This window comes from Stenotrophomonas sp. GD03958 (genome assembly GCF_029839005.1).
Lineage (GTDB): Bacteria > Pseudomonadota > Gammaproteobacteria > Xanthomonadales > Xanthomonadaceae > Stenotrophomonas > Stenotrophomonas hibiscicola.
The window spans coordinates 28,438-49,344 of the sequence record NZ_JAOBZT010000016.1 but is presented as its reverse complement, the minus strand read 5'-3'; the positions used below and the strand labels follow the sequence as shown (position 1 = coordinate 49,344).

Genomic DNA, 20,907 nt, shown 5'->3' with positions numbered 1-20,907 from the left:
CGCTGGAATCGCGCAGGGATCGCCCATGGATTACACCGGATACACGCGCAAGTTTCCCAACAACCGCCCACTGGATGCGTTTGATCGCGAGCACCGCCTGCTGCAGAAGAAGCGGCTGGATGTCGTGCCGTTGGCGCAGCTGTGCGTGGTGAAGATGAATTCGAACGGCCTGGTTTCGGTGGATCGCTGGTTCGCCGCGCGTGGCTTTGCAGCCCTGCTGGGCGCGATCGGCATTGCCTTCGGGCTGGGCGGCATGCTGATGCTGCTCTGGTTGCTGGTCGTGAACAGGCTACCCAACGAAAATGGCCTGTGGGAGGCGATATTCATCGGCATGGCGATGCTGGCCGCCTTCACTGCAGCGAGCATCTGGGTGGCTTGCCTCGAGCTGTTCCGCTGGACCTACTATCCGATCGCGCTCGATCGCAAGCACCGGCAGATACACGTGTTCCGGCTGGATGGCACCACCCTCAGCGTGCCCTGGGACCGGGTCTATTTCACGCTTGGCCGCGGAACCGGAACCTTCGGATGGTACAACTGGGATGTCCGCGGACTGATCCTGGACGCGGATGGCGTGACAGTACGGGAGACGTTCGCGTTCTGCATCGCGACCTCCCGCATCGAGAACGCGCATGCCCACTGGGAGTTCCTGCGGCGCCACATGGAAGAAGGACCGGCAGCCGTCGTGGACGCGGTGCACTGCTGCATGCCGCTGGACGGCAAGCGCGAGAGCTTCGCGTCCGGCAAGGAGCGCATCTTCGCCGAAGACGCGCGCCTCCCGGGTTTCATGTGGCTCACGATGCTGCCACTCAACTACCTGCACACGATCATGCGCTGGGCGGTGATGCAGACCAGCAGGATTCCGCGGTTTCCACCGGACATCGAGGCGCGCCTGACACCGGACGCCGGTGATCCCTGTGTCCGCGACGCTTCGATGAATCCACCGGACCTGCGATGACCCATCAGTGCAAAGGCAGCTTCAGTACCGACGGCGCGTTCGCCGGTGAACTGAAGGTTACCGTGCCACCCAACTGGCTGATGCCCGCATAACGCAGGTCCACCGTGTCCACCACCAGGGTCAGGCGACTGCCGGCCGGCACCTCCCAGCTGCTGGCCTCCAGCCGCAGGTCAATGGTCTTCGCCTGCCCCGGCGTGGCACCCCGCAGCGTATAGGGCTTGTGACTGATCAGCTGGCCATTGCCCAGCACGTCCTCGGCATAGAGATAGGCATACAACGTGGTGTCGGCGCGGCTTGGCGTGACCGTCATCCGCACTTCCGGCGCGCCATCCAGACGGCGCGCACTCCAGTAGATCGGCCCTTGCCAGACTCCCGCGGCGTTGCGTCCGACGAACGGCACATACGCGCCCGGTGGCAGGTTGATCATCTGCAGCGCGCCGGACGCCATCACCACGCCGGAGTTGGCAGCCGTCAGCAGGCCGCTGCCGATGCGGTAGCTCCAGCCGGTGCCGCCACCGTTCGCCACCAGTCCACCGGTGGGCTGTAACAGCCCGCTCGGCGCGGTCAGCCCGTAGCTGACCACACCCGTCCGGGTAGCCTGCCAGTCTGGATAATGGCTCCAGCTGCCCTTCTGCGACTTCAGCTGCACCGTCGCCTGGCGGTCGATGCCATTGGTCACCCCCTTCAGGTAGTGGTCGAACCAGTCGCCCGCTGCGGCATACACCTCATTGGGAATACCGAAAGCGCCAAGGGCCTCGTTGAGGGCGTGGTCGCCATGGCGCAGCTGCAGCTGCTTGGGACCCTTCAAACGGTTGAAGAAGTCCACCAGCTGGCCCGGCGGGAACAGGCTATCGTTGAAGGCGTTGGCCAGGAATACCGCTGGCTGGTTGGCGTTGATCTCATCGATGCTGGACCCGGGGCTGCGCTGCGCCGCCACCGGCAACAGCGAGTCCACCGCGCCCTGGTAGTTGCCGACCAGCACATTGCGATTGATGGTGGACAGCTCCGGTCCCGGGCGACCGGTGGCCAGGCCCGCGGCAACCAGCAGCGCGATGCCCTGCGCGCTGGGCGTGTCGTTGCTGTACAGCGAGGCCTGCAGGTCGGCCCAGCCGCTCAGTGCGGCCACTGCCTTGATGCGCGGATCGCGTGCCGCCGCCAGCAGACTGGTGCCGGCCCCATAGGAGATGCCCGATACGCCGATTCGTGACCGGTCGGCGCGGGTATTGTCCAGCGCCCAGTCAATCAGTGCACTGACGTCCTCGACCGTGGCCGGCCCGGCGATGTCGATGCTGCCGCCGGATTCCCAGAAGCCACGCGAGCTGTAGCTGATGACCACATAGCCGCGCCGGGCCAGTGACTGCGCCACGCCCACGTACTCCACGCTGGGCACGGCCCAGCTGCTGGGCATCACCAGCAGCGGATACCGCCCGCTGCCGGCGTCCTGCGGTTCGATGACGAAGGCCCCGAGAGGCGTTCCATCCCAGCTGGGAATGGTGCGATGGGTGGTCTTGACCGTGGCCGCCCAGGCGGTGGGCGCCAGCCCGGTCAGCAGGATCAACAGCAGCACTACCTTGCGCATCGTGGTCTCTCCCCGTCGGTGGTGGTGCAACGGATCGGACCGTACCAGTGCGAATGGTGGGTGGCACCTTGCGACGCAGCATGGCGTTTGCTGCATTGTCGAAGGCTTGGATCGATGCTATGACGGGGTACTTCCCAAGGATGGACGGATACCATGAGGCCCCGGCCACTCTCACTTGCCGCCCTGATGCTGGGTGCAGTCGGCCCCGTGTCTGCGGAAGGACCCGCGCTGTCCGACGTCGCCGCCGGCGCAGTTTTTGAAGAGGCGGAAGCGCTGTGCCAGGCCGACAACGGTCGACTCTGGGGAGCGTCGCTGTGTGGGCCGATGATGCTGGTAGACCGGACCAGTCGACGGGTCACGGCATCCCATGCAGATGCACAGGGCCGCCTGCAGGTACGTGGAAAGGTCTTCGTCGGCCAGCTTCCGCCGGACGCGATCATCGCCAACACCGCCGTCGAATGGTCCGGCACCCGCTGGACGCAGCTGCTCTGGCCGCTGCCACAGGACGAAAGCCGGCGACGCACGCTGCTGGCCCACGAGATGTTCCATCGCCTGCAACCCGCATTGTCGATCGAAACGCCGGCAGAAGGCGGCAATGAGCACCTCGACACGCTCGAAGGTCGCTATTGGCTGCAGCTGGAATGGCGTGCGCTTGCCGCCGCACTGTCCGCAACCGACCCCGGCGCACAGCGCTACGCGATGAACGATGCGCTCGCGTTCCGTGCTGAGCGTTACCGTCACTTCCCAGCCGCCTCCCGGGACGAGGCCGCGCTGGAGTTGAATGAAGGCCTGGCCGAGTACACCGGCGTTCTCGTCGGCAATCCAACTCGCGCTGCGCGCATCGAAGCTGCACTTCATGACCTTCGCGCCCATGTGGGTGATCGCAGCTTCGTCCGTTCGTTCGCCTACGCGACCGGCCCGGCCTATGGCCTGCTGCTGGACCAGGTTGCGCCCGGATGGCATCGCAATCTTGTCCACCCCGCCCGGGATCTCGGTTCACTTCTGGCAGAGCGCACGCACACCACTCCACTCACCGACGAAGCTGCACTGCTCACCACAGCAGCGCGTTATGACGGGCCTGCGCTGCGCGAAACGGAAGTGCAGCGGGAACAGCAGCGCCTTGCGCAGCTTGAACGCAACCAGGCCCGCTTTGTAACCGGCCCGGTACTGCGGCTGGATCTTCGCAGCATGCGCATCCAGTTCGACCCAGGCAACATGCAGCCGTTGCCTGGCAGCGGCACGGTGTATCCCACGATGCGGCTGAGCGACGTATGGGGAACATTGACGGTCACCGACGGAGCGTTGATGCAGAACGACTGGAAGGCCGTGTTCGTGCAGGCGCCTGCATCGGGCGAACTGCCCCTGCAGGATCATGGATGGACGCTGAGCCTGGCGCCCGGATGGTCGCTGGTACCTGGAGCGCGCCGCGGCGACTACGTGTTGCGGGCACAGCCCTGAGCCTGGTGGCGAAGGGGACCGCCCCGCCCTAGCACGCGCGCATGTCACCCACGCGCCGTGTGATCTGACACCTCTCCAGTGCTTGCGGGCGGTCACAGCTTCGTCTTTTCGTCGTTGACCGAAACGCGACAGCTTGTGACGCTTACGACACCGCAAGGCCTGCATGGCCCCACCCGTGCGGTCACGTCCCACCGCAATCCGTAGCACCCGACTCCGCAACGTCTCCACATGACCTCGCTCCGGCACGGTCGTGGCGGACGGCTGCGCCCTGAACTTCTGCTGGAGAACCGCAATGCGCCTTGCAAGCTTCTTCTTCGCGTTCGTCCTCAGTGCCTTCGCCAGCGCTGCCCAAGCCCAGGTCGTCACCCTCAACAAGGGCGGCTTCGTGCTCACCTACGATTGCAGCATCCACAGCGCCACCCGCTACGAATACACCCTGACCGCCGACACCGGCTCGGCTGCCCGGCCGTCCAGCTTCTACAAGGACCCCGACCTGCCGGCAGGCTGCCTCGGCCAGACCAGCACCGACTCCTACGCCAGCATCAAGTCCGGCTATGACCGGGGGCATCTGGTGACGTCCAACCACATGGACTACAACGCGACCTACATCCGCCGCGCCAACTACATGACCAACATCGTTCCGCAGGTCTCCAGCTTCAACCAGGGCATCTGGGTGAAGGCCGAGAACGTGGCCGAGTGCTACCGTGACATCGCACCGGTGGATGTCTATGGTGGCGTGGTCTACGGCGACGCCTCCAACGACTATTTCCTTTCCAGCCACGGCATCCCGACGCCGGAGTTCTTCTGGAAGACGATCATCACCCGTGATCCGAACACTGGCACGGCCAAGGCGATCAGCTGGATCATTCCCAACGAAGCCAATCTGGGCAGCCTCGACAGCTACCTGGTGACCATCGCCGATCTGGAGGAGCTGTTGGGTGCGAGCTACGTTGCGATCAACGCACCGGACTCGCTGAAGAACATGCTGCCGGCCAGCACCTGGCCGCAGCCAGCGGGGTGTGATCTGGGCTGACCGGTCTGCCGGGAATGGGTGGCACCCGGTCCGGGTGCCACGCAAGGATGGCTGTGGGAAAATGGCGGGCAATTGCACCACCGCATTGCCCCCTGGAGCTGTAGATGTCCTGTTTCCCCTTCGATGCCGTGCTGTTCGACTGCGACGGCGTACTCGTCGATTCCGAGCCGCTGGTCGCCCGCGTTCTCTCGGAAATGCTGACCGCACGCGGCTGGCCGCTGACCCCGGCGCAGGCGGGTGAAGTCTTCCTCGGGCAGTCCGTGGCCCATCTGGCAGGGCTGATCGCAGAGCGCACCGGCAAACCGTTCACCGAGGAATGGCTGGAGGAGTTCCGCCAGCAGCGCAACCGGGCGCTGGAACGGGATCTGGACCCGATCCGGGGGGCGCCCGAGGCCGTGCGTGCGATCGCCGCAGCGACCGGTGGCCGCATTGCCTGCGCTTCCGGTGCCGACCTGTTCAAGGTGAAGCTGCAGCTGGGCAAGGTCGGCATCCTTGATGCCTTCGGTGCCCATGTGTTCAGTGGCCAGGACATGCCGCGCACCAAACCGCACCCGGACGTCTATCTGGCGGCCGCTGCCGCGCTGGGTGTGGATCCGAAGCGCTGCGCGGTCATTGAAGACACCGTGACCGGCGCGACCGCCGGCGTGGCGGCAGGTGCCACCGTGTTCGGCTTCAGCGAGGGCGGCCCGCACCACAGCACACCCGAAGCTCTGCGCGCGGCCGGTGCCCAGGTGATCTTCCAGCGCATGGAAGATCTTCCCGCACTGCTGGCGGCCTACGCCGCCGACGCTGCCGCCTGACCTGGCGTCAACCCGCAGCGCCCTGCCCGGCGCTGCGGCACCTGCTGCTGTAGTGCAGCGCAAACAGGTACAACCCGGTGAACAGTTGCAGGAACAGCGGCGGCAGCGGCGCATAGGTGATCCACGCTGCAGGTTCGCCCTGCCCCAGCCCGCGAACGGCGAAGTTGGCGATCACGGCCAGGGTGAACACGATCGAGGTCCAACGATGTCGGGCCGTGCCCAGCCACCGCGGCTCATTGCCGGCGCCTCGCCTCGGAACGGGCTTCGATCATCTTCCAGCCATTGCCTGACGGGTCACGGAATCCGGCGTCGACGGCGCCATAGCGCTCGATCGGCTCCTGGGTGAATTCCACGCCCTGTGCCAGCCATTGCGTGTAGCGCGCCTGGCAGTCATCCACGGCCAGCACCAGCGGCGGCATTGCGCCCTTGGCCACCAGCTGCTGCAGCGCAAGTGCGGTAGCGGCGTCGTGGGTGGGCGGGCCTGGCACGAACAGGCCCAGCTGGAAACCGTCCTGGCCCGGGCTGCGGACCGTCAGCCATCGGTAGCTGCCATTGCGTACGTCGGTATGCACTTCGAAGCCGAGCTTGCCGACGTAGAACGCCAGCGCCTCATCCTGGTCGCGCACATACAGGCCGACCGTGTTCACAGTGTTCGTCATGGGACCTCCCTCAGGTGGGGTCCACGTTAGCAACCGCCTCGCGGCGGCGCTTCTCCAAAACTGCGATCTTCAGGTCCGGGCGCTGCGCGGCGCGTGCATGGCATTCCGGCACGCTGGCCGACGCCGCCCGGGTTGCACGCTCACGCTCACGCACATTGCCCGGGCTGTCACCGGTGATGGCACGGAAGATGCGGCCGAAGGTACCCAGGCTGCTCCACCCGGTCTGCGCGGCGATTTCGGTGACCGGCAACTCGGTGTCACGCAACATCGCCACGGCCCGTTCGATGCGCCGGCTGAGGAGATAGCGGTGCGGTGGCAGCCCGAAGGCCTGCTTGAACGAGCGGGCGAAGTGCGCCGGCGACACCGCACTGACCTCGGCCAGGCGCGCGACCGGCCATTCCTCATGGCTGGCGCGGCCCATCCGGTCCTTGGCACGCAGCAGGCGCCGGAGCAGTTCGGGGCTCTGGCTCATGGCATTACCGCCCGGGCCAGGTAATGGCGGGCTGCATGCCGCGCCTCGGCGGCCTGCTCGACCAGCCAGTCACGGAATGCAATGACCTTGGCACTGCCACCTCGCGCCGTGGGTGCCACGAACCAGAAGCTGCGACCGTCGCTGGCGACACCCGGATGCGCCTGCACCAGCCGCCCGCTGTCCAGCTCGGCCTGGAACAGGATCGGCGAACCAATGGCGATGCCTTGCCCGGCGATCGCGGCGCCGACATCCAGATGCTCGACGGCAAAGGGCGCGACGAAACTCTCCGGTGCCGGCGGTGGAATGTGCCCGTGCGCGGCAAACCACAGGGCCCACCAGTCCGGCCGCCCGAGCAGGGGAATCTCCAGCGCGCTGCTGCCCAGCCCACGCGCCTCGTGCAGCAGCGCCGGCGCACACAACGGTGTGAACACGCTGGGAAACAAGGGAGTTGCCTGAAGACCCGGCCATCCGCCCTGGCCATTGCGGATGGCGGCATCGAAGTGACCGGCGGCCAGATCCTGCGGCGCTGCCGACAGGTCCAGTTCCAGCACGAGCTGCCGGTGGCGGGCACGGAAGGTGCCCAGTCGCGGCGTCAGCCAACTGGTGCCCAGCGTGGGCAGCACGGACAGGCGCAGTCGCGCCGCATCCCTGTCTGCGGCGCGCATGAAGCTGGCGCGCAGTGCATCGAATGCCCGGGTGGCCTCCTGGGCGACGCTGGCACCCGTCGCTGTCAGTTCTACGTGCTGTGCATGGCGCAGGAACAGGCAGGTACCGGTCTGGGCCTCCAGCCGCCGCACGTGGTAGCTCACCGATGCCGCACTGGTGTCGAGCTCCTCGGCGGCGCGCGCGAAACTGCCCAGCCTTGCCGCCGCCTCGAAGGCACGGATTGCGGCAAGCGATGGCAGCTGGCGTTGGGTGACCATAAGTGTGGCTTAGCCTGAGCCCCGATATCTGCGTGGTCAATCCCCCTGGTACGCGCAACGATGGAGGCACCTTCGACAGGGGATCACGCACATGGATCGACGGCAGTTCCTGGCCACCCTGGCCGCCGCAGCGGCATCTACGGCGCTGCCCTCCGGGTGGGCCCTGCCCAGCCACAGCGAAGACTGGAAATGGTTGCAGGGCAACTGGCAGGTCCGGCACCGACGCCTGAAGGAGCGCCTGGTCGGCGATACCCGTTGGGAGTCCTTCACCGGTTCCAGCGCGGTCTGGCTCACCCTGGGCGGACTCGGCACCATCGATGACAACGTCATGGCGCTGCCTTCGGGCCCCTACAGGGGCCTGGGCGTGCGTGCATTCGATCCGGTGTATTCCACGTGGTCGATCTGGTGGATCGATGGCCGCAATCCTGCCCATATCGAAGCCCCTGTGCGCGGCGCTTTCAAGGGCGATGCCGGCAGCTTCCGCGGCACCGACCGGATCGACGGGCGCCCCATCGAGGTCTGGTTCCGTTGGCATGACATCCACGGCGAGGAGCCGTGGTGGGAACAGGCGTTCTCCGACGATGCCGGTGCGCACTGGGAAGTGAACTGGCGCAACTGGTTCCGCCGCACTGCTGCGGTCCCCTCTCCTCTTCCGAAGCTGCCGGATGCACCGGGCGATTTTGATTTCCTGGTGGGCCATTGGAACGTGCGCCATCGTCGCCTGCGCGCTCGGCTGGCAGGCAGCGATGCATGGGACGCGTTCAACGGCACCCTGCGCAACTGGCCGGTCCTGGGAGGATTCGGCAACGTGGGTGACAACTTGATGGACATGCCTGGAGCGCCGCTGCGAGGCATGGGCATCCGCGCCTGGAATGCGGCGGAGCGGCACTGGCTGAGCTGGTGGCTGGATGGCCGGGAGCCAACCCGGATCGGCCCGCCACTGCGCGGAGGTTTCCAGGCCGGTGTCGGCCGCTTCTTTGGCGAAGACCAGCACGACGGTCGAACAATCCAGACACGGGTGATCTGGTCACACATCACCCCGCGTTCGGCGCGCTGGGAACAGGCGGCCTCGACCGATGGTGGACGCAGTTGGGAAACCAACTGGGTCAGCGACTTCGAGCGACAGGCATGAAGGCGCTGCTGGCCGTGATGCTGCTGGTTGCTGCGTCGCCTCCCGCGTCGCCATCCAGGGTGCTGCGGATCGTCGGCCCCGCCGAGCGCTTTGCCCCGGGCGTTGCATCCACGCAATACGACGAGATTCGACTGACCTTGAGCCCGGACGGAAAAACCGCACTGTGGTTCAGCCGCAACCGGCCCGGCGGGCCGGGTGGGTATGACATCTGGGTCTCCCGCAACGATGGGCAGCGCTGGCGGCCGGCGATGCCGGTGCCGTTCAACTCGCCGGGGCGCGACTTCGATCCCGCTTTTTCCGCCGATGGCCGCGTGGTGTATTTCTGTTCGGATCGCGCAGGCGGCCTGGGCGGCGACGATCTGTACCGGGTCAGCATTGGGAGCGACGGTCGATTCGGGAAGCCGGTCAATCTTGGCCCGGCAGTGAACAGCGCGGCCGATGAATTCGCGCCGATGCTCTCGCCGGACGCAGCCACGCTGCTGTTCTCCAGCGATCGCGCAGGCGGTGCGGGTGGCCATGACCTCTACGTCGCAGCGATGGTCCGTGACATGGCGCAGCCGGCACGGCCGCTGCCGGGAGACCTCAATACCGCAGCGCAGGAGTTCGACGCCACCTTCCTGGGCGACGGCCGGACGCTGGTGTTTGCCCGCGCCCTGGACTTCGGCAGTGCACCGGTACGCCAGTTCATCGCCTACGAGCGTGGAGGCCGTTATGACGCGGGCCTTGCATTGCCCTCCCCCTTGAACGAGGCCTCCGGCGACAGCTACGGCGCGATGCTGGATGGCTCGCAACCCGACACCTTGACCTATTCGGCGCGGCGCGCGGACGGTGCAGGGTTGGACCTGTACCGCATCCGGTTTCGGATGATGCGCCCTTGAAGGCAGATGTTGTCGATTTTCCGCGCCCCGGTTCGTCGAGAGGATGACTACCCCAGGAGAAAACGCAGATGGCCTCACACCAGTCCCTTGCCTGCGCCTGCGGCCAGGTACGCCTGACCGCCACGGGCCAACCGATTGCCACCGTCGAATGCTGCTGCGACAGCTGCCGCAAGGCCGGCGCCATGCTGCAGTCGATGCCCCGAGCACCGGACGTGCTGGGCCCGCACGGCCAGACGCTCTTCGTAATGCACCGCAAGGATCGCGTCAGCATCGATGCCGGGCATGCCATGCTGCGTGCCTTGCGATTGTCCAGCAGGGGCGGCAGCCGCCGCGTGCTGGCCGGCTGCTGCAATACGCCGCTCTTCCTGGAGTTCAGCGGCGGCCATTGGCTGAGCCTGTATGGCCTGTTGTGGCCGGCATCGACAAGACCTGCCGTGGAGATGCGGACGATGGTCAGTGATCTTCCTGACCCGTCTGTCCTTCCGGACGATGTGCCGAACCTGAAGACCCACTCGCTGCGGTTCTACGCCCGCCTGATGAAGGCGTGGATCGCCATGGGCTTCCGCAGCCCACGCATCGAGGTCGCGGGAGATACCCATGCCTGAGCCCGGACGGATCGAGATCGAAAGCATCACCACGCCCGGGCACATCCAGCGCGTGGATCGCGCCAAGTACCTCGCCATGCGCCATGCCTTGCTGCGGGCGCTGCCCGCGCAACCGCCCGGCCTGACCGTCGCGCAGGCGAAACAGGCACTGCTGCCACACCTGCCCGCCGCGCTGTTCCCGGCAGGTGCCACCGCCGGCTGGTGGTTGAAGGCCGTGCAGCTGGACCTGGAAGCCAAGGGCGTGATCGAGCGCGTCGCGGGCAAGCCGTTGCGCCTGTTCAAGCACCTCGCGGCCGGCTGATCAGCGCTGCGCAGGCAGCTCCAGCCGGTGCTTGCGGCACAGGCGATACACCGTGACCCGCGATATCTGCATCTGCCGCGCGCACTCGGAGACGTTGTAGCCGGTCTGGCGCAGGGTCTGCAGCAGCACATCGCGCTCGGCCTGGCCGCGTGCATCGTGCAGCATCGCCGCGGGCAGGGCCGCTACCGATGCGCCCAGCTCCAGGTCACGCTCACTGATCAGCTCGCCTTCGGCCATGATCGCTGCACGCTGCACACGGTTCAGCAGTTCGCGTACGTTGCCGGGCCAGTCGAAGCGCCGCATCGCCTGCAGTGCGGCCGGTGCGAAGCCGCGTGCACGCACGCTGTGGCGCAACCGGAAGCAGCGCAGGAAGTGCTCGGCCAGCAGCTGCACGTCGGCACCGCGCTCGCGCAGCGGTGGCATCAGCAGGCGCAGCACGTTCAGGCGGTAGTAGAGATCGCTGCGGAACCGCCCCTGCGCCACCGCGTGTTCCAGTTCGACGTGGGTCGCGGCAAGTACCCGCACGTCCGCGCGCAGCGGCTGGCTGCTGCCCACGCGCTCGAAGGTCCCCTCCTGCAGCACGCGCAGCAGGCTGGTCTGCGCTTCTGCCGGCAGATCGCCTACCTCATCAAGAAACACCGTACCGCCATGGGCGGATTCGAACACACCGATCTGCCGCTTGTCGGCACCGGTGAACGAGCCACGTTCGTGACCGAACAGCTCCGACTGCACCAGGCTGGCCGGAATCGCACCACAGTTCACCGCAATGAAAGGCCTGCCGGCGCGCCCCGACAGCGCATGCAGCGCATGTGCAGCCAGTTCCTTGCCTGTACCGGTTTCGCCGGTGACCAGCACCGGCAGTTCCACCGGCGCGAACTTGTGCAGCACCGTGCGCACCGCATGCAGCGCAGCGCTTTCGCCAATCAGTGCATGCGGTCCATACCCACTGCAGGTTGCATCGACAGGCGGATCATCCGCATCGAACTGCTGGCGCATTGCGCAGACCAGGTCCTGCAGGCCGAACGGCAGCGTGAAGCGCGCGCAGCATCGCTGCAGCAACGGCAGCCAAGCCGGCGATGTGGGTCCGGCACCCGGTGGCAGTACCGCCAGCCAGGGTAGATGCTGGTGCTGCTCGATCCACGGCGCCAGCAGCTGCAGCGCGACCGCATCGAGATGGCGCAGATCGAGCACGGCGAGCAATCGATCGCGCCCGCGCAGGCCAATCGCCATGGCGGGATCGGGATGGATGCTGCGCACATGCCAGCCCGCTGCCGCCAGCGCACTGCGCTCGTTCGCCAACGGCTCGCCAAACCAGAGCACGCAACGTGACGTAGAAGCCTCCGGGACCGCTGCCATGCTTCCCCCAGCATCCGGACACCGTCGGCGGACTGTCAGGCAATCACCGGCGTGCCGCCCCCCGCCGGGACCTCTACGGCCGCCTGGGCGGCCTTTGTTGGGCGGATCCTAGCGCTTCCCTAAACGGCGACGCAATGAGCAGTGCGTCAAGGAATTCGAGGCTGAAGCGGCACCGTTGCAGACGGCGACGCCACCTGTAACACCGATGCGACAGTCGCCCGCCGCCCTTGTCCTGCGGTGCCTGGGGCTTCGAAATCCCGACAATTTCGCGACGTGCCTGTAACAGCGTGGCAGCAGCCCGGTCAGGTACTGAATGGTCCCCACGTTGGCGGACGGGCACTTCGAAGTTGGCACGGTTGATGCGTGGTTCCGCCGCACCCATCGCGGGAGATCGGCATGGACGGCACCACCCTGATTCGCGGCCTGGCCGCAGCGCTGGCAATGGCCCTGCTGTCGGTTGGCGCCGACGCGTCCGCATCGGGCGCCCGCCAGGGCGTGAAGGCACAACCGGGCGAAATCGTCCTGCTGAGGGACGTGTCGGCGCGGCCGGCCTATCGCATGGCACCGCCGGGCATGGCGCTGATTGCCGACCCGAAGCCACAGCGCGAGATCGCCACCGCATTGGGCGCCGGTGGCACGACGAACGGCATGGACGAGTTGAGCGATGAGGACTATGCCGGCATGGGTGCCGGCCAGGCAGCGTCCGTCGCGACATCGGGCGGCACTACCGTTGAACGGGTCACCCAGCAGGCCCTGGGCGGCACGCTTGGCCGCGGTGGTGATGGCATGGTCGGCAGCAACCTCGGGGGCGCCATGAGCGGTCCGCTCGGTGCGGTCGGCAGCAGCACCCGCGGTATCGCCGATACCGTGCGCGGCGCACTGGCCCAGTTCCCCCTGCAGGGCACGGCCCCGGCAGGTGGAAAATGAAGGCCCTGCAAGGCTTGCTTCTGCTGCTCGCTGCCGCGCCCTGGGCGACCCGGGCCGATGACTACGGCGGCATGCTCGCCTATCTCGACGTGGCCCGCATCGACGGCCACGCACTGGCCGGGGCGACGGGTGCCATCGCCGTCAACCAGGCCGCCGGCGACCTCAACGTGCAGGCCAACCTGCGGGGTTTCGCCAAGGGCGATCGCGCCGACGTGGCGATCAATGCCCGGCAACTGCAGCAGGGCAACCTCGTGCTGTCCGGGCCGCTGCAGGCCACCGCGTTCATTGGCGGTGACGCACTGGCCGGTGCCAGTGGCATCGCATCCATCAACCAGACCAGCGGCATCGCCAACACGACGCTCAACGTCGTCAGCGCGACGCTGGCCCGACAGGGCATACGCGAAACCGACGATACGGCCTTGGCCGCCGAGGGTTCCGCGTTGGCAGGGGGGCGGGACGACACCGGTCACGGCGTCGCGACGGGCACCCGCAGCGCCGGTGTAGCCAGCACCGCACTGCGGGGATTCGACGGGGTCCTGCAACTCAATCAGATCGCGGGCAACGGCAACGACACGGCCAACGTACTGGGCCTGGTCGTGCAGGACCGCCCGTGACAACCACCCAACCGATGCACCACCTGATGAGAGAGAGGGCACCATGAAAGCGACCGTCAAACAGACCATGCTCGCCATGGCGATTGCCACTGCCTCGACCGCCGCTGCGGCCAATGGCTGGGACAACCAGAACGCCAACGCGAACATCAACCACAACCACACCGTCAGCGAGACCCGCAACGACACGCACAACCACACCGACAACGACGTGCGCAACCGCACCGTCAACGTCAATGTGCAGAAGCACAGCAACATCCAGGCCGACGAACGCAAGGAAAAGAACAACCACGGCGTCGACGTGAATCTGGAGAAGGACCTGCGCCTGAGCACCGACATCAATTTCTCCGGCGACCCGAACATCACCGGCGACATCGACCTCGACTCGGCGGCCATTGCCGTGATCGACAACCGGCAGTCGATCAGCAACAACGCCACCAGCAACAGCCTGGTCACCAACAGCGCGTCGATCGGTGACAACGTCGGCGCCGGTGCCTCGGGCAATCTGGGCTTCAATGTCGTCTCCGGCGACAACAACGCCCAGGACAATGCCGCGTCGTTGTCCGCTGCCGATGCGTCCTTCAGCTTCGGCATGGCCGACGCCGAGGTGTTCGTCAACCAGGCCGGCTTCGGCAACGCCACCATGAACTCCGGTGTCACCAACGCCGCAGGCCTCAGCGGCAACGCCTTTGGCGGCGCCTCCGGCAACATCGGCGTGAACATCGCCTCGGGCAACAACAATGAGCAGAAGAACGCGCTCGCGGCGTCGGTAGCGACCACGGCGGTGGCCCAGTCGAGCATCAGCTCCAACCAGGTCTCCACCGGCAACACGGTCAGCAACGCCGGCTTCGTGCAGTCCTACACCGATACCGTGCAGGTCGGCATGCGTGGCGGCGTCAGCGGCCTGACACTGGCCTATGGCGCGGGCACCTACCGCGGCACCGGCAACGCCTACCAGATGGCCAACTACTACCTGGATACGTGGAGTGGCGAGCTGCCGCACCCGGGTGGCAACAGCACCGGGCATATCGATCTGGACAACCAGATCCAGAACGCCACGATGAACCCCAACCGGCCGGGGGTGGGCGGCCTGGGCTTCGATACGCGTGAGAGTGGCACCAGCCAGTTCGTCGAACTGGGCGTGGCTGACCTGTATGCCAGCCTCAGCGGCACGGTCAGCACCACGCGGTGGGTGAACGTCAATGCGACCAACACCTCGGCCTTGTCCGGCAGTGCCTTATCGGGCGCCTCCGGCAACATCGGCGTGAACGTTGCTGCGGGCACCGGCAACCTGCAGGCCAACAGCCTGGCCCTGGCAGTCGCCCAGCCCAGCACTGGCGGCGGTGGTGGCAGCGGCGAGTAAGCGCAACACCCCGGCCGTCCGCCAATGGCCGGGTCCCCGGGAGCCCCTGTTCCTCCTCCCCCTTGGAACGGGGGCTCCCCCCTGCTGCCGGAGAACGTAGATGATCCGTTGCCCTCCATCGATGCGCCTGCTTGCCTTCCTGTTGCTGATGGGCACCGCATCGGCATGGGCGGGCGAGGTCCACTTCGCCGGCGTGCTGCCCAATGGCGCGCTGCTGCAGCAGAAGGTGGAAAGCATGCAGGAGCGGCGCTACCGCAACGTGGTGCGCCAGCACACCGATTACAGCTGCGGGGCGGCCGCATTGGCGACCATCCTGCGCCACGCCTACCACCTGCAGACCGACGAGGCGACGGTGATTGAAGGGATGATGGGGGTTTCCGATCCAGCGCTGGTGGCCGAACGCGGCTTCTCCCTGCTCGACATCAAGCGCTACGTGGAATCGCTGGGCATGCGTGGCCGGGGCTACCGCATCGATGAAACACGACTGCGCACCCTTCGCGTGCCGGGACTGGTGCTGATGGACGTGCGCGGTTTCCGCCATTTCGTGGTGCTCAAGCAGGTGCGCAACGGCATCGTGGAAGTGGCTGACCCGATCCTCGGCAACCGCAGCCTGGCGCTGCCGGAGTTCCTGGCCGCCTGGCCATCGCGCGCGGTCTTTGTGGTGATCGGCAGCGACTTCGATCGCAACACCGCTCTTCTGCAACCCAGCGAACGGCCAAGTGCCCGCGCGCTCTACGCGCGGCAAGGGCCGATCACCGATGCCGAACTGGTCGACTTCGGCTTCAGCCACGCCGACCTGTTCTGAGGAGGTACGACCATGTTCCGTCAACACGTATGGATGGCTCTGCTGCTGATGGCCCCTGCCCTGCCCCTGCAGGCCGCCGACGGCAGGACGGGGCGTGGACTCACGGAAATCCCCGACCCGGAGCTGAGCCTGATGCGGGGGCGCTACACCGTGGGTGGCAACAACGTTGCCTGGTTCGGGGTCACCATGCTGTCGCAGTGGCAGGCCAGCAACGGCACGACCCTGCAGGGCAGCCTGACCCTGGGCATGGACTTCCGTGGTGCTGGCGCGCCGAAGCTCAGCTTCCAGCCCAGCGTGCATGTCACGGCAGCCGATGCGCCGCTGCCCGATACCCACGGACGCAGCATCGACAGCAGCGGCCTGGCCAATGCCAGCGGCCTGGTGCAGAGCGTGCAGGTGGCCGGCGATGGCAATGTCGCGCGCAACGTCACCACGCTGACCGTCCGCGAGGGTGGCGTGCCGGCTGTTCTCTCTGATGGCGCAGGCAACGTCACCGCGCAGCCTGCCGGCGCCAGCGCGACGGCCGTGCTGGAAGGCAACCAGGCACACCTGCTGCTGCAGGTGGATGGCCAGGGGCTGGTGCAGCAGTGGATCCGCAATGGCAGCGTCGGCCAGGGCATCGCCCTTACCGGTGACGGCCAGATCGCCAGCAACCAGCTGCGGCTGGAGCTGGTGCGCAACGCCGTGGGCGGCAATCTGCCGTTGAGCCAGAACGTGGCCCAGGCGATTGCGTTGAACCGCGGCATGGGGCCGGGCCAGTAGCAGGGCCTGGCATTGGGGGAAACGCTCCACAACGCAGGACACGAACATGCACACCCTGATGAGGATCACCCCGTTGGCGCTGGCGGCGCTGGCGGGCACCGCCCTTGCCGTGCCGCCGACGCCTGACGATGGCGCCGACGTGCAGGCCCTGGCCAACCAGCTGGAACAGCTGAAAGCCAACTACGCACAGGAAGTGCGGCGGTTGCGCGAACTGGACATGCAGGTGCAGGCCATGCAGGCGCGCCTGGGCGGGCGGGTTGGCCCGGCTTCGACCCCACCGGCCGCGCCATTGGCACAGGCGGCGGCCGCCGCGGTTCCACCAAGCAGCGAGGGTTACGCCAGTACCGCCGCAGAAGCACAGCAGGCCAGGCAGGAGTCGCGCCGCAGCGTGGACGATGTGAAGCAGCAGCAATCGGCCCTGTTCTCGCGCCGCTTCACCATCGAGAACAGCCTCACCTACGCACGCTACGACCGCAAGCAGCTCACCCTCAACGGCTTCCTCGCGTTGGACGCGATCTTCCTCGGCAATATCGCCATCGAGAACGTGGAGTCCGACTCGCTGACCTACAACGTGGCGGCCCGCTGGGGCGTCAGCCCGAACCTGACGCTCAACCTGGATGTGCCCTACCTGGCGCGGCGCACCGTGTACCAGAAAGGCGGCGCCGGCGGTGCAGCAGCCGCCATCGCGCAGGAGCAGACCAACGGCAACGGCTTGGGCGACATTGGCCTGAGCGCGAACTACCGGCTGTTCGGCGAACGCGGCTGGCGCCCGGAGACCGTGCTCACGGCCGGCGTCACCGCCCCCACCGGGCGCGCACCCTACGGCCTGGACTGGAAGGTGATAGAGCGCGATGACGATGACTACATCCGCTTCGCCGTGCCGCGCGAGCAGCCCACCGGCAACGGCGTATGGCAGGCCAACCTCGGCCTGTCGATGGTGAAGACCGCCGACCCGGCCATCCTGTTCGCCAACATCGGCTATGTGCACTCCATCCCGCGCGGATTCAACGACATCGACAGCAATCCGGACACGGTCAATCCGGGCGACGTGAAGCTGGGTGGCTCGGTGTACTTCGGCGCAGGCGTGGCCTTTGCGTTCAACGAGCGGACCAGCCTGAGCCTGTCCTTCAGTGACCGCATCAGCGCCCGCGCCTCCACCCGCTTCCAAGGCGGCAAGTGGATGAAGGTGATCGGCAGTGATGCCAATGCGGCATCCCTGAACCTGGGCGTGACTTATGCGTTGAACCAGCACACCACGCTGGTGACGCTGCTGGGCATCGGGCTGACCCCGGATGCGCCGGACTTCACGTTGGCGTTCAAGATTCCGTACATGTTGTAGCAACAGCGCCAGGCACGACGCTGCGCCGTGCATCGGCATGGCCCGGATTCATCTTCCGGCACCACAGCGGTCCCTGCCCGCTGCTATATTCAGTCCAGCTCGGCAGGCACGGTGCCTGCCCTCGAATCACAGGGAGTTGGACATGGGTCTGGTACAGGCGGTGAAGGGTGCGGTTGGCGGTGTGCTGGCCGACCAGTGGAAGGACTTCTACACCGTGCCGGCGGGCCTGCCGTCCACGGCCGCCCTGTTCGCGGCGGTGCCGCAGGGCACCAATGCCGGCCGCGGCTCCAACACCAGCGGCTCGTCCAACATCATCACCAACGGCTCGAAGATCATCGTGCCGGAAGGCTACGGCCTGCTGCTGTTCCAGGACGGCGCGATCACCGCATTCGTCGCCGAACCGGGTGGCTACGAATGGCGTTCGGACGACCTGAACTCGCAGTCGATCTTCGCCGGCGACGGCCTGGTCAGCACCTTCATCAAGCAGAGCTGGGAACGCTTCAAGTTCGGCGGCCAGCCGGGCGCGCAGCAGGCGGCCTACTTCGTCTCGCTGAAGGAACTGCCGGACAACCGCTTCGGCACCCAGTCGGAAATCTACTGGGACGACGGTTTCCTCAATACCCAGGTCGGTGCGATCACCCGCGGCTCGTACACGCTGAAGATCGTCGACCCGATCCTGTTCGTGAAGAATTTCGTACCGGCCAGCTACCTGCGGCCGGGCCAGGTGTTCGACTTCACCGATCTGGACAACGCCGCTGCCAGCCAGCTGTTCAATGAAGTGGTCGGTTCGCTGGCCCCGGCCTTCAGCCTGTACACCAACGATCCGGGCAAGGGCAACCGCATCACCAAGCTGCAGCAGGACTCGCTGGGCTTCGCGCAGAGCCTGTCGGCCGCCGTCGAGCAGGGTTACCAGTGGAAGTCCGACCGCGGCCTGGCCATCGTCAAGACCGCCATCGTCTCGATCGAGTACGACGCCAACACCCGCGAACTGCTGAAGACCGTGCAGCGCGCCGATGCGCTGTCCGGTTCGCGCGGCAATTCCAACCTGCAGGCCAGCGTCGCCCAGGGCGTCCAGTCGGCCGGCGAGAACGGCGGTGCGGCGGGCCTGGTCGGTGTCGGCATGGCCTCGGGCATGTTCGGTGTCGGCGGCATGCAGCAGCCGGCCACCCCGGCTGCCGACGATCCGGTCGCCAAGCTGAAGAAGGCGAAGGAAATGCTGGACCTGGGCTTGATCACCCAGAGCGATTACGACGCGCTCAAGGCCAAGGCACTGGGCCTGTAACAGCAGGACGCACAACCGACATGTCCGATCCCCGAAACGGCCCACCGCCGCTGCCCGGATCCGCGCCCGCGACGCCGCCGCCCCTGCCGGCGGCGTCGTTGGATGGGCCCGGTTCGCCGCGGGACGTCCCACCCCTGCCCGGCAGCTTCCCGCTGGACACTTCGAAGCTGCCGCAGGCCATCCGCGATGAAGTGGAAGCGCCCGATCCCGTGGCCATCGATACCTCGGCCAGCGAGCTGAAGGACGGCCTCAACCGCTGCCCGAAGTGCGGCGCCACCGACATCCGGCCCAAGGCCGGCACCGACATCCTCGTCTGCCTGTACTGCCGTCACGAATGGCATGGCGCGCGGGTCGAGGAGGAATTCGGGCTGGGCGAGGCCATCGACCAGCTGCGCGGCACCGTCATCGCGTCCGGCGCACGTGACATCGATACCGACACCTCGGCGTTGATGACGTTCAAGTGCACCGGCTGCGGTGCCGAGGTCACGGTCAATACCGAAAGCACGATGACGGCGCGCTGCCACTGGTGCCGCCACGTCTTCGGCGTCAACGAACAGATCAGCAATGGCGCGGTGCCTGATGCAGTGCTGCCCTTCCATATCAAGAAGGACGAGGCGGTCGCGCGCATCCGCCAGTTCGTCGACAAACGCCGCATGTTCGCGCTGAAGGCCTTCAAGGACCAGTTCACCCCGGAAAACGTGGTGGGCGTGTTCCTGCCCTACATGATCGTCGACAGCAATGTCAGCGCGGCCGTGGCCGGCAAGGGCGAGATCCAGACCCGGCAATACACGGTCGGCACCGAGAAGAACAAGCGCACCCTGTACGACGCAGATGTCTACCAGGTCGAACGCCAGGTCGACTTCACTGTCGATGACCTGCCCCTGGAATCCTCGGCCGAGCGCGGGAATCTTGATATCCGCGCCAACACCAACAACATCATCAACACCGTCCTGCCATTCGACACCAAGAACGCGGTGAAATGGAACGCTTCGTACCTGGCCGGCTTCACCTCTGAAAAACGCAATCTCGACGTGGAAAAGCTGCGGCCGCGGCTGGAAGACCAGCTTCTGTCGATTGCCCGCGCACAGGTGGAAGGTTCGGTGAGGCGCTACAACCGTGGCGTGCGTTGGGAACAGGAACAGCTGGAGGTGCATGGAACGCGCTGGGTGTCGATGTACCTGCCGGTGTGGTTGTACTCGTATCACCAGCCCGGCAGGAACGGCGGCATGTTGCACTACATCGCGGTGAACGGCCGTACCGGCGAAACCATGGGCAGCGTGCCCGTGCAGCAATGGAAGATGCTGCTGGCGGCACTGGCCACCGGCACCATCATTGAAGCCCTCGCAATTGCCTTCCTGGTAGCATCGACATGAGCGACGACAGTGGACTCTGGCTGTTGGCGGCAGGTCCAGCCGGCGCGACCGCGCTGTACTGGGCGCTGTACCGCTATTACCGCAACACCGACAAATCGCATTCCTTCGAGCACGAGACCGAAATCGAGGCACAGCCCGTGACCGGTTCGGACCAGCAGGTGGGCCGGGTCACCGGCACCGAGGAAAAGCGCATCCGCGGTGACAACGTGTACGAGTACCGGAAACGGGTGGTAAGGGTGAAACCCGACCCGTAGAGCCAAGCCATGCCTGGCTGCGGGAGGTGCCGGCTGCGGG

General features: G+C 66.5%; 22 protein-coding genes and 1 pseudogene. 17 read left to right on the top strand and 6 right to left on the bottom strand.

Annotated features, from left to right (window positions below):
* Positions 1 to 124: 124 nt before the first annotated feature.
* The gene (locus tag N5C25_RS07280; protein WP_279936706.1) at positions 125 to 955 is read left to right on the top strand and encodes a DUF6708 domain-containing protein; all 831 of its coding nucleotides are present in this window, start codon (positions 125 to 127) and stop codon (positions 953 to 955) included.
* Positions 956 to 959: 4 nt separating this feature from the next.
* Here the strand turns inward: N5C25_RS07280 and N5C25_RS07275 are convergent, their stop codons facing one another.
* Entirely contained in the window at positions 960 to 2,534 is a 1,575-nt protein-coding gene (locus N5C25_RS07275) for an alpha/beta fold hydrolase (RefSeq protein WP_058982908.1), read from the bottom strand.
* Between the two features lie 186 nt (positions 2,535 to 2,720).
* On the opposite strand from N5C25_RS07275, the gene N5C25_RS07270 reads away from it, so the two are divergent.
* From N5C25_RS07270 to N5C25_RS07260, 3 genes are all read left to right on the top strand, one after another.
* Positions 2,721 to 3,992 (top strand): hypothetical protein, encoded by a 1,272-nt coding sequence (locus tag N5C25_RS07270; protein ID WP_251101871.1) that lies wholly within the window; start codon positions 2,721 to 2,723, stop codon positions 3,990 to 3,992.
* Positions 3,993 to 4,284: 292 nt separating this feature from the next.
* Entirely contained in the window at positions 4,285 to 5,025 is a 741-nt protein-coding gene (locus N5C25_RS07265; RefSeq protein WP_279936705.1) for a DNA/RNA non-specific endonuclease, read from the top strand.
* A gap of 104 nt (positions 5,026 to 5,129) precedes the next feature.
* Positions 5,130 to 5,825, top strand: coding sequence for an HAD family phosphatase (locus tag N5C25_RS07260; protein WP_279936704.1), 696 nt, complete (start codon positions 5,130 to 5,132; stop codon positions 5,823 to 5,825).
* 7 nt (positions 5,826 to 5,832) lie between these two features.
* On the opposite strand, the pseudogene N5C25_RS07255 reads toward N5C25_RS07260, so the two are convergent.
* The 4 genes and pseudogenes from N5C25_RS07255 to N5C25_RS07240 form a co-directional block, all read right to left on the bottom strand.
* Positions 5,833 to 6,062: pseudogene (locus N5C25_RS07255) on the bottom strand (hypothetical protein).
* Positions 6,059 to 6,484 (bottom strand): VOC family protein, encoded by a 426-nt coding sequence (locus N5C25_RS07250; protein WP_005409768.1) that lies wholly within the window; start codon positions 6,482 to 6,484, stop codon positions 6,059 to 6,061. Before N5C25_RS07250 ends, N5C25_RS07255 begins: the two are co-directional and overlap by 4 nt.
* Positions 6,485 to 6,494: 10 nt before the next feature.
* The gene (locus N5C25_RS07245; RefSeq protein WP_279936702.1) at positions 6,495 to 6,956 is read right to left on the bottom strand and encodes a helix-turn-helix transcriptional regulator; all 462 of its coding nucleotides are present in this window, start codon (positions 6,954 to 6,956) and stop codon (positions 6,495 to 6,497) included.
* Positions 6,953 to 7,879: a LysR substrate-binding domain-containing protein gene (locus N5C25_RS07240; protein ID WP_279936701.1), complete on the bottom strand. Its 927-nt coding sequence runs from the start codon at positions 7,877 to 7,879 to the stop codon at positions 6,953 to 6,955. Before N5C25_RS07240 ends, N5C25_RS07245 begins: the two co-directional genes overlap by 4 nt.
* 91 nt (positions 7,880 to 7,970) lie before the next feature.
* On the opposite strand from N5C25_RS07240, the gene N5C25_RS07235 reads away from it, so the two are divergent.
* The 4 genes from N5C25_RS07235 (at position 7,971) to N5C25_RS07220 (ending at position 10,795) form a co-directional block, all read left to right on the top strand.
* Positions 7,971 to 9,011 (top strand): twin-arginine translocation signal domain-containing protein, encoded by a 1,041-nt coding sequence (locus N5C25_RS07235; protein ID WP_251101873.1) that lies wholly within the window; start codon positions 7,971 to 7,973, stop codon positions 9,009 to 9,011.
* The gene (locus tag N5C25_RS07230) at positions 9,008 to 9,889 is read left to right on the top strand and encodes a PD40 domain-containing protein (protein ID WP_058982890.1); all 882 of its coding nucleotides are present in this window, start codon (positions 9,008 to 9,010) and stop codon (positions 9,887 to 9,889) included. The genes N5C25_RS07235 and N5C25_RS07230 overlap by 4 nt, the downstream gene beginning before the upstream one ends.
* Positions 9,890 to 9,957: 68 nt before the next feature.
* The gene (locus tag N5C25_RS07225; RefSeq protein ID WP_279936700.1) at positions 9,958 to 10,494 is read left to right on the top strand and encodes a hypothetical protein; all 537 of its coding nucleotides are present in this window, start codon (positions 9,958 to 9,960) and stop codon (positions 10,492 to 10,494) included.
* Positions 10,487 to 10,795, top strand: coding sequence for a hypothetical protein (locus N5C25_RS07220; RefSeq protein WP_019337410.1), 309 nt, complete (start codon positions 10,487 to 10,489; stop codon positions 10,793 to 10,795). Before N5C25_RS07225 ends, N5C25_RS07220 begins: the two co-directional genes overlap by 8 nt.
* Here N5C25_RS07220 and N5C25_RS07215 read toward each other — a convergent pair whose 3' ends face one another.
* Entirely contained in the window at positions 10,796 to 12,151 is a 1,356-nt protein-coding gene (locus N5C25_RS07215) for a sigma-54 dependent transcriptional regulator (RefSeq protein WP_279936699.1), read from the bottom strand.
* Between the two features lie 396 nt (positions 12,152 to 12,547).
* Here N5C25_RS07215 and N5C25_RS07210 point away from each other — a divergent pair, with 396 nt between their 5' ends.
* The 9 genes from N5C25_RS07210 (at position 12,548) to N5C25_RS07170 (ending at position 20,867) form a co-directional block, all read left to right on the top strand.
* Entirely contained in the window at positions 12,548 to 13,078 is a 531-nt protein-coding gene (locus N5C25_RS07210; RefSeq protein WP_279936698.1) for a hypothetical protein, read from the top strand.
* On the top strand, positions 13,075 to 13,692 hold the full coding sequence (locus N5C25_RS07205; protein WP_279936697.1) for a hypothetical protein: 618 nt from the start codon (positions 13,075 to 13,077) through the stop codon (positions 13,690 to 13,692). The genes N5C25_RS07210 and N5C25_RS07205 overlap by 4 nt, the downstream gene beginning before the upstream one ends.
* Before the next feature lie 43 nt (positions 13,693 to 13,735).
* Positions 13,736 to 15,052, top strand: a complete 1,317-nt coding sequence (locus tag N5C25_RS07200) for an adhesin (protein WP_279936696.1) — start codon at positions 13,736 to 13,738, stop codon at positions 15,050 to 15,052.
* A gap of 100 nt (positions 15,053 to 15,152) precedes the next feature.
* Positions 15,153 to 15,857: a C39 family peptidase gene (locus tag N5C25_RS07195; RefSeq protein WP_058982879.1), complete on the top strand. Its 705-nt coding sequence runs from the start codon at positions 15,153 to 15,155 to the stop codon at positions 15,855 to 15,857.
* Positions 15,858 to 15,869: 12 nt separating this feature from the next.
* Positions 15,870 to 16,619, top strand: a complete 750-nt coding sequence (locus N5C25_RS07190; RefSeq protein WP_279936695.1) for a hypothetical protein — start codon at positions 15,870 to 15,872, stop codon at positions 16,617 to 16,619.
* A 46-nt stretch (positions 16,620 to 16,665) separates the two neighbouring features.
* Entirely contained in the window at positions 16,666 to 17,958 is a 1,293-nt protein-coding gene (locus N5C25_RS07185) for a transporter (RefSeq protein WP_058982878.1), read from the top strand.
* A 142-nt stretch (positions 17,959 to 18,100) separates the two neighbouring features.
* Positions 18,101 to 19,240 (top strand): SPFH domain-containing protein, encoded by a 1,140-nt coding sequence (locus N5C25_RS07180; protein WP_279936694.1) that lies wholly within the window; start codon positions 18,101 to 18,103, stop codon positions 19,238 to 19,240.
* A 20-nt stretch (positions 19,241 to 19,260) separates the two neighbouring features.
* Positions 19,261 to 20,613, top strand: a complete 1,353-nt coding sequence (locus N5C25_RS07175; protein WP_279936693.1) for a TFIIB-type zinc ribbon-containing protein — start codon at positions 19,261 to 19,263, stop codon at positions 20,611 to 20,613.
* Entirely contained in the window at positions 20,610 to 20,867 is a 258-nt protein-coding gene (locus tag N5C25_RS07170) for a hypothetical protein (RefSeq protein WP_005409784.1), read from the top strand. Before N5C25_RS07175 ends, N5C25_RS07170 begins: the two co-directional genes overlap by 4 nt.
* Positions 20,868 to 20,907 lie beyond the last annotated feature (40 nt).

Coding starts and splice junctions, on each gene's coding strand:
- N5C25_RS07275 (WP_058982908.1), bottom strand. CDS start 2,534: ATGCGCAAGGTAGTGCTGCTGTTGATCCTGCTGACCGGGCTGGCGCCC.
- N5C25_RS07270 (WP_251101871.1), top strand. CDS start 2,721: ATGCTGGGTGCAGTCGGCCCCGTGTCTGCGGAAGGACCCGCGCTGTCC.
- N5C25_RS07265 (WP_279936705.1), top strand. CDS start 4,285: ATGCGCCTTGCAAGCTTCTTCTTCGCGTTCGTCCTCAGTGCCTTCGCC.
- N5C25_RS07260 (WP_279936704.1), top strand. CDS start 5,130: ATGTCCTGTTTCCCCTTCGATGCCGTGCTGTTCGACTGCGACGGCGTA.
- N5C25_RS07250 (WP_005409768.1), bottom strand. CDS start 6,484: ATGACGAACACTGTGAACACGGTCGGCCTGTATGTGCGCGACCAGGAT.
- N5C25_RS07245 (WP_279936702.1), bottom strand. CDS start 6,956: ATGAGCCAGAGCCCCGAACTGCTCCGGCGCCTGCTGCGTGCCAAGGAC.
- N5C25_RS07240 (WP_279936701.1), bottom strand. CDS start 7,879: ATGGTCACCCAACGCCAGCTGCCATCGCTTGCCGCAATCCGTGCCTTC.
- N5C25_RS07235 (WP_251101873.1), top strand. CDS start 7,971: ATGGATCGACGGCAGTTCCTGGCCACCCTGGCCGCCGCAGCGGCATCT.
- N5C25_RS07230 (WP_058982890.1), top strand. CDS start 9,008: ATGAAGGCGCTGCTGGCCGTGATGCTGCTGGTTGCTGCGTCGCCTCCC.
- N5C25_RS07225 (WP_279936700.1), top strand. CDS start 9,958: ATGGCCTCACACCAGTCCCTTGCCTGCGCCTGCGGCCAGGTACGCCTG.
- N5C25_RS07220 (WP_019337410.1), top strand. CDS start 10,487: ATGCCTGAGCCCGGACGGATCGAGATCGAAAGCATCACCACGCCCGGG.
- N5C25_RS07215 (WP_279936699.1), bottom strand. CDS start 12,151: ATGGCAGCGGTCCCGGAGGCTTCTACGTCACGTTGCGTGCTCTGGTTT.
- N5C25_RS07210 (WP_279936698.1), top strand. CDS start 12,548: ATGGACGGCACCACCCTGATTCGCGGCCTGGCCGCAGCGCTGGCAATG.
- N5C25_RS07205 (WP_279936697.1), top strand. CDS start 13,075: ATGAAGGCCCTGCAAGGCTTGCTTCTGCTGCTCGCTGCCGCGCCCTGG.
- N5C25_RS07200 (WP_279936696.1), top strand. CDS start 13,736: ATGAAAGCGACCGTCAAACAGACCATGCTCGCCATGGCGATTGCCACT.
- N5C25_RS07195 (WP_058982879.1), top strand. CDS start 15,153: ATGATCCGTTGCCCTCCATCGATGCGCCTGCTTGCCTTCCTGTTGCTG.
- N5C25_RS07190 (WP_279936695.1), top strand. CDS start 15,870: ATGTTCCGTCAACACGTATGGATGGCTCTGCTGCTGATGGCCCCTGCC.
- N5C25_RS07185 (WP_058982878.1), top strand. CDS start 16,666: ATGCACACCCTGATGAGGATCACCCCGTTGGCGCTGGCGGCGCTGGCG.
- N5C25_RS07180 (WP_279936694.1), top strand. CDS start 18,101: ATGGGTCTGGTACAGGCGGTGAAGGGTGCGGTTGGCGGTGTGCTGGCC.
- N5C25_RS07175 (WP_279936693.1), top strand. CDS start 19,261: ATGTCCGATCCCCGAAACGGCCCACCGCCGCTGCCCGGATCCGCGCCC.
- N5C25_RS07170 (WP_005409784.1), top strand. CDS start 20,610: ATGAGCGACGACAGTGGACTCTGGCTGTTGGCGGCAGGTCCAGCCGGC.